This window comes from Chloroflexus sp. (assembly GCF_056331925.1).
The window spans coordinates 49,809-61,464 of the sequence record NZ_JBWGQH010000030.1; the positions used below are offsets into that span (position 1 = coordinate 49,809).

An 11,656-nucleotide genomic window follows, 5' to 3' on the forward strand; every position below is an offset into this window, starting at 1 on the left:
TTATAAACCTAATCATGTCTATTCCCGACATGACGTATACTGAAAAAGATTACCGGCGAGCACATATTCTCGTCTGTATTACCGTCGCGGTACATAGCATCAGACCCTGCATCTCGTTTTCTGGGTAAAAAAACCGCACGAAGATATCTTTCTTTCGCTCAACAGAGGCTACGCTATGAGATGGTGCTTGATCATTGTGGTCATTGTCCTATTCGCCGGGTGTTCTGCTACTACTTTGCCATCTGTACCTTCCTCACCCACACCAACACCATCGAGCGCCGTCGTGCAGCCGACGCCGGGCATACGGATATTACCGGCTCCCTTGTACGTCCTCGACCGCGGCCAAATCGCTCGGATCGAAGCAGACGGAGCAACACGCCGCCAACTAACTCGCGAGCGGATCGAGTTCGCCGGGATACCACCGATTAGCGATATGGACCTCCATCCGACTGCCGGCCTGGTCTACGTGGTTGGGGATGCACAAGGCGACCGACTGGTGCGTGCCTCTCTCGACGGTGATAATCCAGAGACTATCTTTTTCGAGACCGATTATCAATTGAGTGCCGTGCGTTGGTCACCTGATGCGCAGTTTATCTATCTACACCTGCAAAACAACCGCACAACACGCGATCAACCCGATGGTCTGTACCGCGTACCGGCAACCGGTGGTCCACTCGAACTCTTACGAGCCGACGATCCGGTGGATGATCCGCTCAATCCAAGCCGGTCGGTACGGAGCTATGCGCCTCTCTTATGGGAACCATCAGGTGATTCGCTTATCTTGGCATCGACTGCAACCTTTTATGATGATTGTGAGTTGGTGTTTTGGCGACCACAGGATGGCGAATTACGGCGTCCGGTCTTACCTGAGGGTATGCAGAGTTGGTGCGGTGAAGCGATGTGGCGTAGCGATCAGACCGCACTGATGCTCATCGGACCGCCGGAGGGTCCCGGTGTTTGGCAGGTTGACACCCGCACGCTGCAGGCGACCCGTTTGAGTACCGAGGGGACACTGGCGCGTGCTCCGTTCTTTAACGGCACTGACCTGCTGTTCATCGCGGTAGACCGGGCTGACGACGGTTTTACCTTTACGCTTACCCGCCAATCACCTGATGGGATGGTAACACCGTTGCGACCGCCGTTCCGTGAGGTACCGGTGCTCGTTCGCTGGGCACCTGACGGAAGTGGCATTGTGGCGTTGGTGCGCACCGAAACCGGTACGAGCTTACGCTGGTACCCGATCGGTGAGCAACCGGCCGTAACCCTACCACAAACCGAAAGTGGCGCTACGTGGTTGATGTGGGGATCTATCCCACCGCAAGGGCAGCGATAAATAACCACAGATGAGGTTACCCCGTGGCGGGAATTGCACGCTACAGCCTAACCCTCTTCATCGAAATGGCCGGTGTTGCGTTACGCTATATCGTGATCGAGCACACCGGTTCACGATTTTTACCCGTTGCAGCTTCCGAAACACTCGCTCTTATCGGCGGAATCGGACCACCGTGTTATTCGTTACTGGCATGGTTTGGGCCACCCGGTGGTCACTGGATTGTGCGCTGGAAATTGCAGGGACGCCGGCCAACCATCACCGAACAAAGTATCCTTACCAATACCTTGCGCGTACTCGCTAATCGTGGAATTCCTCCCCCAGCCTTCATTTATATTCTCGATCAACCGGGGCTAAACGCCGGTGTGATCGGCCATACTCTATACATTCACCGTGAGCTGCTCGACAGTCCGCATTTGGCTGCAGTCTTGGCCCACGAAATGGGTCACTATCACAGCAGCGATGGACGGCTCGCACTGGCCCTCCAACGGCTAACCATTCCTGGTGGCAAGACCCTAGTCAACAGTATTATGCATGGTTACGATCTGATAGAGTGTGGATTAGCATTGATGTTCGGACTAATGAAAGCGCTCGCGTATGTATTGTTACGGGTAGAATGCAACCTCGGAGTGCGTCTCATCAGATTTGGTCGGCAGTTTGTTCGGGCAGTACTCTTAACGCTAGTGGGTGGATACGGTATTGTCGTTACCACATACATCTGGTGCGATTATCTACGCCAGCGTGAACTGGCTGCTGACCGATTCGCCGCCTATCACGGCTTTGCGTACAGTCTTCTCCTGTTTCTTGAGCAGATTCGTCTCCTTGAGATGAACCTACCGTGGACAGACGACTCCTTCCATCCAACGGTCGAGGAGCGAATTACAGCGTTGCAAGCGTATCTCTGTCACCTATCAGGTAATCCTGTCGAGCACGTTATGTCGAAGCCATGAGTCTAAGTTGTCACATGACGCACCCGGCAACAACGGTAAGACGGTCAAACCACTAGCGTAGGTTATCGGTGCGTTGTGGCCGGGAAAGAGCAGGGCCAACGCACTGACGGCACACCCACTATGCTCACGGCCCAAGCCGGCCAGATAGCTATAGCCCTCATCGAGAACATGTGCTGGCAGCTCACCTGATTCACTGCGGTATTTAGCATCAAGGATGATCAAGGTGGGGGATCGATTGGGAGCAGCAATCTCGATGGCCAAATCAGGCACCCGCACCCGATCATCGAGGGAACGGAATGGCGTGCTGTTAGGTGTATAGCGCGGCTGATAGCGGAGGGTGATCGTCGTATTGTTGGGCAGGGCGAGAGTTAAGAGTGGATGTCCGGTAGTTATCTGTAGGGTTAAATCAGAAGCGAGTAATGTCTGCGTCAATACCTCACTACTACCGAGTCGTAACAGACTCAAGGCCACACGCACAGCACACCACAGCTCGTATAAGCGTGCCACATCTCGTACCGGAATAGAGAGCAATTCAGGTGTCCAGCCTACGCTCAGTTGGCGGCGCAGCAACCGCCGATACGCAGCGAGCACCCGTTCATCAGCACTCTGTGGCGTCCACGCTGATAGTGACGGTGGCAAGCGCGCCGGAACATCGAGCCGGATGCGGAGGGTGCGCATTCTCCCCAACACCATCACGAGCGTAGCCCGTACAGCATGAGGAACATCGCGTAACATCACCCACCGACCGATGTTGATGAGCCAGTCAAGTAACGAAGCGGCCACTACCAAATGACGGTCAAGCGGATCGGTTTGGGAAGTAACGACCCACACCCGATCTGGCCAGCCGGTATTGGGCAGTGGCAAGGCATCAGCAGCAGGCCGCCATCGAGCAGGATCGGGCCGTTCGCGCAACGCGCCCAACTCGTGCCACCCTCCTGCTTGCAACCGTTGTCGGCGCGGGCGGCGCGCCAACCGCTCGATGGTCGTCAACAACCGCCGCGTTGCCGACCCTGTCAACAGAGCAGCGAACGCTGCCGGGTCAGAAACACCATACCCACCACTTCCTGCACCGAACCGACCGCCGTACAACGCATGGGCTAATACCGGCCCGATGGCAGCGAGATCGGCGAGCAGCGATGCATACTGTTGAGCATCGAGCAAGGACGGCGCCACCTGCACAACATCGCACCACTCGAACTGCCGATCCGGCCACGTCGCTGTGAAGCGCACCGTATACTCACCGGCGACAGATGGTACCGACCAGCGCCAACGCCAGATGCGCTCACCAGGCCGTAAAAACGGCTCTAGCGTTGCTCCATCGATCACAAGTTGCGCCGTCGCCGTCGCAGGCAGCTCACACGACCATTCGACGACACTTCGTTCGATCACTACTGCACCGGCCGGCGGCACGCCGTCGAGTAACAACACCGGCTCGCTTACCACCAGTTTCTCCGTTTAAAATAGATACTCAGACCAACAGCAATGATTAGCATCAGACTCAAGGCAAAGGGATAGCCCCATGGCTGTTGAAGTTCGGGCATAAACACGAAATTCATGCCGTAAATCCCGGCTACCAGGGAGCAGGCCATCAAAATAATCGACCAGAGGGTCAGTACCTTCACCAACTGGTTAAGCTGGTTGCCTTGCAGCGACAGATAGCTATCGAGCGCATTCGACAACAGATCGCGGTAGAGATCAATCGACTCGGTCAAGCGCACAAGATGATCGTAGACATCGCGTACATAGGCAAGTTCGCGTGGCTGAAAGATGCGTACCTCTTGACGGAGCAACACATTGAGGATATCACGTTCAGGCGCAACAATCCGGCGAAAGAGGAGCAGATCTTTCTTCAACGCAAAGATACCGCTTGCCACCTCGTTTCGCCTGTGACTGAAAATCGCTCCCTCGACTTCATCAATTTGCTCGCCAATTCGGTCAAGCACCACGAAATAATCATCGACAATCGCGTCAATCAGGGCATACAGCACGCTACTGATCTGATACCCGGGAACTTGACTATTTCCCTGCCAACGTGCTAGTGTTTGCTGCACGTGGCTCACCGGACCACTTCTGATACTGACCAAATAATTTGCACCGACAAACAGCGTGATCGGTAGAAACTGGAGTGATCGTTCCGAGGCGTTGTACCCCACGCTATAGAAAATGATAAGGTAATAGCCGGGATATGTCTCGATCTTTGGCTGCTCATGCTCTTGCAAGGCATCTTCCAATGCAAGCGGGTGAAAGCCGAATTCTACGCGCAAACGTTCGATTTCTGACGAGGTGGGCTGTTCGAGATCGAGCCAGATCAGCGTGCGTGGCTGCATCAGCAAATCGCTGATTTGATCGAGATCGGTCACGGCTTGAAAACCGTGGCGTTGAAAAACGGTCAATGTATGCACGTTAGGCTTCCCAAACAATCAAGGTAGCGTGGGGATTCTCGCTATCGTGGATATGGTTGTAGATAATCCCGCGCACAGTAAAGCCATTCCGCAACTGAGGAGTCAATGTCGGATCGGTTAGGCGACCGGCGACTACCGCATCAACATACTCCTCAAAGGTCATCTGGTCGCGGTAGGCCACATAACCGGGGGTCATACCACCGGCGACGATCCCGCGCATCCCAAGGCGACGCACCAATTCCTTGCGTGCATTGTAGAGCATACGGCTAATCCCTCGCCCGCGATAATCAGGATGCACACTCATATCAGCGCCGTACAACCATTCACCTTCGGGGTCGTGATTACCGAAATTACCATAATCAACAATTTCGTGAAACGTATGGTGGACAAACACTTTTTCGCCGCGGATGCGGAAGGTACTACTCTGCCCAACTACTCGATCACCATCAAGTGCGACATGCTGACCTTCAGGAAAGACTCGTAAATGGGCAGCAAAATTATCAGCATCAAAGTGATCTTCGGGGGCAAGGTGCGGGAAGCAGATCTTTTGGTGGATGACCAATTGAGGAATATGTTCAGGTCGGGTTTGCACAATGACGATACTCATACGATCCTCACAATAAAAAGCGGCGGACAAACACGCCAGTGTCCGCCGCAGTTCTTCAACCACGCATCGCACCGATCAGCACATCGAGACCTTCATCAAGCTGATCATCGGTAATCACGAGTGGGACCAACAAGCGGATGCAGTTGACATAGAGGCCGGCCCGCATCGCCAGCACCCCGCGTTCAAGTGCCCGACCCAGAATTGCCAATACCTCTTCGGCAGCAGCCGGTGTGCGCTTGCGGCGATCCTTCACCAACTCAATCCCGATCATCGCGCCCAAGCCACGCACATCACCTACGAGCGGATCGAGCGAGTCATCGGCAAGCAACGGTTCAAGGCGATCCCTGATGCGGCGACCAATGATGTGCGCCCGTTCTACCAATCGTTCACGTTCGATAATCTCAAGCGTAGCCAGGGCAGCAACACAGGCCAGCGGATTCCCGCCATACGTTCCACCGACCCCGCCGTAATGGGCTTTATCCATTACCCGTGCCCGCCCGATAGTAGCAGCGAGAGGCATACCGGCAGCAATACTCTTCGCAGCGACGATAATATCCGGTTCAACCCCAAACTGTTCGATAGCAAACAGCGTACCGGTCCGTCCAAAGCCACTCTGCACTTCATCAACAATCAGCAGCGAGCCATTCCGATCGCAGAACTGACGTAGCCGACGCATAAATTCTACCGGTACCGGAATGAAACCACCCTCTCCCTGCACCGGCTCAATCAAAACTGCAGCGACCGTTTCAGGATCAACGCCGGCGATCTGCATACGTTCAAACGCGGCCCAACACTGTTCAACCGCTTCAGCCTCATCGACTCCCATACGGTAGGCATCGGGAAAGGGGGCGCGGTAGATTTCAGGTGCGAACGGACCAAACTTCTTTTTGAAATAGGTACGCGAGGTTAAGGAGAGGGTCAGCAAAGTACGCCCATGATAAGCACCGTCAAACACAATAATGGCGGGGCGTCCGGTCGCAGCGCGAGCGAATTTAATCGCATTCTCCACGCCTTCGGCGCCGGAATTTGCGAGCAACGTCTTGCACGGTTCACTAATCGGTGCCAGTGCATTCAATCGCTCGCACAACGCAACATACGGCTCGTAGGTACCGACCAATGCCGACAGATGGATCAACTGTTCAGCCTGCTGCTGGATCGCCTGCACCACTTCGGGCGGGCAATGACCGACAGCCAACGTACCAATACCACTAACAAAATCAATCAACGTATTGCCATCAACGTCCGTCACGAGTGCTCCACTACCCGAAGCGATAGCGATCGGCGTAGCACGGCCCAGACCGGCTACAACCGCGGCATCGCGCCGCGCCAACAGCTCGCGCGAACGTGGGCCGGGAATCGCAGTGACAAGACGAATATGGCGCACAGCAGGCGCAGTCATAGGTAACACTCCCTTGTGTATCGATGGATCCAGACTATTGGTAGGGGCATTATAACAAAAAGTGTGACCGAGTGCGTCATACCGGTATCCGTCGCACCCACGAGCAGACACGCGCCACCTGTTCGGCATGACCAATAACGACAGGAGTCGGCAAACGAACTGTATGGAGCAGCGTCGTCCAATCGGGCAATGTCCCTTCAAGCGGACACACCACCCCACCGGCAGCTTGGACGATAACCCAGCCGGCAGCAACATCCCACACCTTCGCCCGTCCGATAATCGCGGCCTGTGCTTTGCCACGAGCCACGTAGCAACAATCGGCGGCTACCGACCCCAGCACTCGCACCTTACCGGGATAATGAATGGTGTAGGCACGGTGGAAGGTAGAAGGGATGGCAATCCAATCGTTAGGATTAGGAGGTTCAGGTGGAGCGACGTGAATTGGCGTATCATTCCAGAACGCAGCTTCGCCAGCAATCGCCCAATAGCAATCACGCAGCACGGGCAGATAGATCACACCGATGAGCGGTCCACCACGCCACAGAACACCGATCGAGACGGCCCACATCGGCAAACCAGCCACGAACGAACTCGTACCATCGATTGGATCGATCACCCACACATATTCACGCTCGAGACCGATCGGCTCACGCTCTTCACCGATCACACCGTGGTGAGGATAATGAGCAAGAATCTGCTCGCGTAACCAATCCTCGATAGCGCGGTCAGCCATTGTCACCACACTCTGATCAAGCTTTCGCTCAGGTGTCACCTGGTTAAAGTAGGAGTGTAATAACAGCTCACCAGCGCGTTGCGCCCAGGTACGCACTAGCGCCACATCAATCTCCACGCTAAGCCTCCACCGATAAAGCGCCTTAAGCCTCGCTGCTTGCAGCGCGTTATTTCATTGTACTACCAGTAGAGCACCTATGGAAACGTATCAACGACGCACCAGGCCCAACAGAGCAGGCTGCGGCAGTCCGCGCATCGGCGGAAATCGGATACACAACGAGCATCTGCTGCTCAGCAAAATATCGCGAACGTTTACCGTGTTAGTGAGCGAAGATTGATGAAAACCGAATATTGCTTAGCAGGAGCTTGCCCCGCTTATGAATGACGTACAGGTTTCATCAGTAGCTCCGCAGGACGTCGCAGAAGTTGCACCGAAATCATAAGGAGCATCCTATTTTCAGTCAAGCAAATGACATACAGCTATCGTGCTGCGAAGCCATCCCCGGCCGGTGTTCGCGCCAGGTTTACCGCTTCACTTTGCTAGACAGCTAACCTATATCACACGTGTGGTAATGAGCCGAGCACGTTACCTAATCTGATACAACATGCCTGCTGCAAACTGGATTCGCCTGACGATTTGCACCTTATCTGGATCAAGAGACGTGAAGTTCCAAGATCCCACATCCCAGACATATGCCACGTGCTGCTCACGTGCGAACTGGAGAATGGTCTCTTCTTCATACCCGTGAACACGATAATACGCAACGGCCGCATTATTCATCACACCATCAAGATTAACCATAGTGCAGCGGCAGAAAAATCCGACAATACCATTGTCGGTCGCACCCAGACGTTCGTATCGCAAATCGGTGCTGGCAATTTGCCGACCAAGGATGGACCAGTCTTTTTGGTTAGGATATAACCCCCTCTGCCACATAAGGGTAATGACGATAACGAAAAGAGCACAGATAATAGATGTGGCGACTCTCTGATACTTTTGTTGCAAATATACGTTCTCTGAACGAATGATCTCTTCAGCACTCATAGACGCACCGATAAGGGTGAATATCAATACCAGTGCATTAAAGTACCAGTGCTGTTGATGAAGCAGTATCAAGTTATAGTAAGCGGTGATACCCATAAATGGCAGGATGAGAAACAGATACTGTGAGACAGACGACCAGGCTATTTTCAGGGATCGTTGACGAGACACCCATGATCGCCCGATCACAAACCCGAACAAGAGTACAATGGGGAGATTAAACAGAAGGATCTTGTATGCATAGCGGGGCAAGAACCAGAATACACGCCCAACATACCATTCGAACGCTGCTATTGCATCTGCCGGCATAGCCGCGTAGTTGTGTAGCATGATTGCACTAGCACTAATTTGAAGAGGGCTACCAAACTGGGATACACTCCAGAGCACCCATGGTAGGCACACGACGGTGGCGAACAGCCCACAAAGAGCTGCAAAAGTAACTGCTTGTCTGGGCACTCGCCAATCCACAGCCAATCGATCAAGAATGATCCCCGCCAACAAAAAAACACCCTCAGACCTCGCCATTATTGTCAACCCGGCCAACAAGCCAATCAATACGATCCCACGAAGCGATTGATCGTGCAATCTCCACCTTGCATATACCATCACCGTCCAGGCAAAACAGCACACGTACACAGCCGACTCCACCCCGGTCATCGTCAGAATGACAACCCATGGATTGAGGAGATGGGCCACTGCTCCGATGGTGCCGGCAAGTGGAGAGTGAACATACTTTCCAACAAGGTATATCGGCCAAGCTGTTACGCTGCTGACCAGCGCAACCAAGGTAAGCGCCAGATGTACGCCAAGATCAATATCACTACCGGCATACTGGAAGATTGGCACGAGCAGTAATGCATAGAGCGGATGAAAGCCACTGGTTGGATTCACACCATCGAACGTAGCGCCCGCACCTGAAGCGAGATGTTGTGCCAGTTTAAAGTAGTAGTAGGCATCGTCAGCATTTGCGCGCCACGAAAGTTCATCTGTCGGCTGCCAAGCGATCCATAGGCGCATAGCGAGACCAACGAGAGCAACGACAACAATCAATCGCTTGTCGAGAGGCGCTTTCAAATTACTTAGGTTCAACGTAGACATAGGCGGAATGGGTGTAATGTAGGAAATTGTTGGAAAGCGTTAAACCAAATCGCAGACATATAGATCATCCATTCGGCAATTCTGGCGTCTTACGTCAACCAACACACGAGGCAAACAAGAAGACTCCAATTAGAAAGATAGCACGTTTCTGCTCTACCGTGAGTCGAAAGTATTGAAAATCCGACGCGTCACCGTAGAGCGTTTCAGTGCTCTACCGTGAGCCGAAAGTATTGAAAGGCTGTGGAGCTTGAGCGTGAGTTTAACTTTGCGACACTGTTTCAGTGCTCTACCGTGAGCCGAAAGTATTGAAAGACGCTCAAGCTCGACAGAACGTATATATCGCGAAAGCGTTTCAGTGCTCTACCGTGAGCCGAAAGTATTGAAAGAGACGCGCTAAATTGTCGAACGACTGGACCGGACCAGTTTCAGTGCTCTACCGTGAGCCGAAAGTATTGAAAGACGTCTGACCCGACCAATCCCACATCCAGTTGATCGCGTTTCAGTGCTCTACCGTGAGCCGAAAGTATTGAAAGTGATGTTGACGACGAAAAAGAAGAAGATTAAACGCTATGTTTCAGTGCTCTACCGTGAGCCGAAAGTATTGAAAGTTACTGGCCTTTGTGTCACATACGCGCTCCCTAAGTTTCAGTGCTCTACCGTGAGCCGAAAGTATTGAAAGAGCTTGACCGAAGGAACTGACGGTCGGGAAGGAAGAAGTTTCAGTGCTCTACCGTGAGCCGAAAGTATTGAAAGACCTTTTTAGCCGTTTTTACCCATCCCCGCTCAAGAGTTTCAGTGCTCTACCGTGAGCCGAAAGTATTGAAAGATAACCAATAGTCTCCTGTTGCGTCAAGTTTCAGTGCTCTACCGTGAGCCGAAAGTATTGAAAGGAGAGACCAGCATCTAAGTATTTGTCAGCGTCAACGCGGTTTCAGTGCTCTACCGTGAGCCGAAAGTATTGAAAGGTCGCAAGGGCGGCGTGTACGGTCTAGTCAACGTAGGTTTCAGTGCTCTACCGTGAGCCGAAAGTATTGAAAGTTCCGTCGCTACGTCTGGTGAAAGAGTACAGTAGCGTTTCAGTGCTCTACCGTGAGCCGAAAGTATTGAAAGGTAAGTGGGTGAAAAAATGTTTATTGTCGAGCATCGGTTTCAGTGCTCTACCGTGAGCCGAAAGTATTGAAAGTGCTCGACGATTATCATTTTTGTCATTTTTGCACGAAGTTTCAGTGCTCTACCGTGAGCCGAAAGTATTGAAAGATAACTCCACGCCTCATCCGCGAGAATGACATGTTGTTTCAGTGCTCTACCGTGAGCCGAAAGTATTGAAAGCTCTACCGTGAGCCGTAGCACCTGGCCGGCGGCACGTTTCAGTGCTCTACCGTGAGCCGAAAGTATTGAAAGTTCTGGAGGCGGTCAGGTACGCAATGAGCGACATCGGTTTCAGTGCTCTACCGTGAGCCGAAAGTATTGAAAGGGCGCAAGTAAACCCCACCGTCCGCCACCAAACAAAGTTTCAGTGCTCTACCGTGAGCCGAAAGTATTGAAAGATGTAGAAGCGGCGGCCAATGTTATTACGAACGCGAGTTTCAGTGCTCTACCGTGAGCCGAAAGTATTGAAAGGTGATAGTCCACCCAAACGGGCATCACCACCTGCCATGTTTCAGTGCTCTACCGTGAGCCGAAAGTATTGAAAGCCAAATCAGCGATGCGCTGGATAACTGACGCGATATGGTTTCAGTGCTCTACCGTGAGCCGAAAGTATTGAAAGGAGAGTTTGTATGGTTTCACCTCGTAAAAATTTAATGTTTCAGTGCTCTACCGTGAGCCGAAAGTATTGAAAGCACCCCGCAAGCTGCCTCCGGCCACTGGACTTGGCGTTTCAGTGCTCTACCGTGAGCCGAAAGTATTGAAAGACCGGTGGCACGGTGGCTGGTTCGGTGTGGAGTCCGGGTTTCAGTGCTCTACCGTGAGCCGAAAGTATTGAAAGCCAGTACATACACGCTATACTAGCGTACACGTAAGTTTCAGTGCTCTACCGTGAGCCGAAAGTATTGAAAGACCTTTTTAGCCGTTTTTACCCATCCCCGCTCAAGAGT

At 52.9% G+C, this 11,656-nt stretch carries 8 protein-coding genes and 1 CRISPR repeat array; of the genes, 2 read left to right on the forward strand and 6 right to left on the reverse strand.

The features are described 5' to 3' along the window. Positions 1-175 precede the first annotated feature (175 nt). Both AC01ZF_RS14810 and AC01ZF_RS14815 read left to right on the forward strand, forming a co-directional pair. Positions 176-1,333, forward strand: coding sequence for a TolB family protein (locus AC01ZF_RS14810; protein ID WP_428132338.1), 1,158 nt, complete (start codon positions 176-178; stop codon positions 1,331-1,333). Between the two features lie 23 nt (positions 1,334-1,356). Continuing rightward, entirely contained in the window at positions 1,357-2,280 is a 924-nt protein-coding gene (locus AC01ZF_RS14815; protein ID WP_476575461.1) for a M48 family metallopeptidase, read from the forward strand. Here the strand turns inward: AC01ZF_RS14815 and AC01ZF_RS14820 are convergent. From AC01ZF_RS14820 to AC01ZF_RS14845, 6 genes are all read right to left on the reverse strand, one after another. Further along, a complete protein-coding gene (locus AC01ZF_RS14820; protein WP_476575462.1) occupies positions 2,242-3,723 on the reverse strand; it encodes a nuclease domain-containing protein in 1,482 nt (493 codons plus the stop codon). The two genes, AC01ZF_RS14815 and AC01ZF_RS14820, sit on opposite strands and share 39 nt — an antisense overlap. Beyond that, the gene (gene corA, locus AC01ZF_RS14825) at positions 3,717-4,682 is read right to left on the reverse strand and encodes a magnesium/cobalt transporter CorA (RefSeq protein ID WP_424675246.1); all 966 of its coding nucleotides are present in this window, start codon (positions 4,680-4,682) and stop codon (positions 3,717-3,719) included. Before corA ends, AC01ZF_RS14820 begins: the two co-directional genes overlap by 7 nt. A gap of 1 nt (position 4,683) precedes the next feature. Then, the gene (locus AC01ZF_RS14830; RefSeq protein WP_424675245.1) at positions 4,684-5,289 is read right to left on the reverse strand and encodes a GNAT family N-acetyltransferase; all 606 of its coding nucleotides are present in this window, start codon (positions 5,287-5,289) and stop codon (positions 4,684-4,686) included. Between the two features lie 55 nt (positions 5,290-5,344). Continuing rightward, the gene (locus AC01ZF_RS14835) at positions 5,345-6,688 is read right to left on the reverse strand and encodes an aspartate aminotransferase family protein (protein ID WP_424675244.1); all 1,344 of its coding nucleotides are present in this window, start codon (positions 6,686-6,688) and stop codon (positions 5,345-5,347) included. 76 nt (positions 6,689-6,764) lie between these two features. After that, positions 6,765-7,538 carry an inositol monophosphatase family protein gene (locus AC01ZF_RS14840; protein WP_424675243.1) on the reverse strand — a complete coding sequence of 258 codons (774 nt, stop codon included), beginning with the start codon at positions 7,536-7,538 and terminating at the stop codon, positions 6,765-6,767. A gap of 468 nt (positions 7,539-8,006) precedes the next feature. Continuing rightward, a complete protein-coding gene (locus AC01ZF_RS14845; protein ID WP_424675242.1) occupies positions 8,007-9,560 on the reverse strand; it encodes a glycosyltransferase family protein in 1,554 nt (517 codons plus the stop codon). Between the two features lie 200 nt (positions 9,561-9,760). After that, positions 9,761-11,618: direct repeats of the CRISPR family, unit length 37 nt; unit sequence GTTTCAGTGCTCTACCGTGAGCCGAAAGTATTGAAAG. Positions 11,619-11,656: the final 38 nt, after the last annotated feature.

Bases quoted from the DNA above. Each gene is read 5' to 3' on its own strand.
- AC01ZF_RS14810 (WP_428132338.1), top strand. From the start codon at position 176: ATGAGATGGTGCTTGATCATTGTGGTCATTGTCCTATTCGCCGGGTGT.
- AC01ZF_RS14830 (WP_424675245.1), bottom strand. From the start codon at position 5,289: ATGAGTATCGTCATTGTGCAAACCCGACCTGAACATATTCCTCAATTG.
- AC01ZF_RS14835 (WP_424675244.1), bottom strand. From the start codon at position 6,688: ATGACTGCGCCTGCTGTGCGCCATATTCGTCTTGTCACTGCGATTCCC.
- AC01ZF_RS14845 (WP_424675242.1), bottom strand. From the start codon at position 9,560: ATGTCTACGTTGAACCTAAGTAATTTGAAAGCGCCTCTCGACAAGCGA.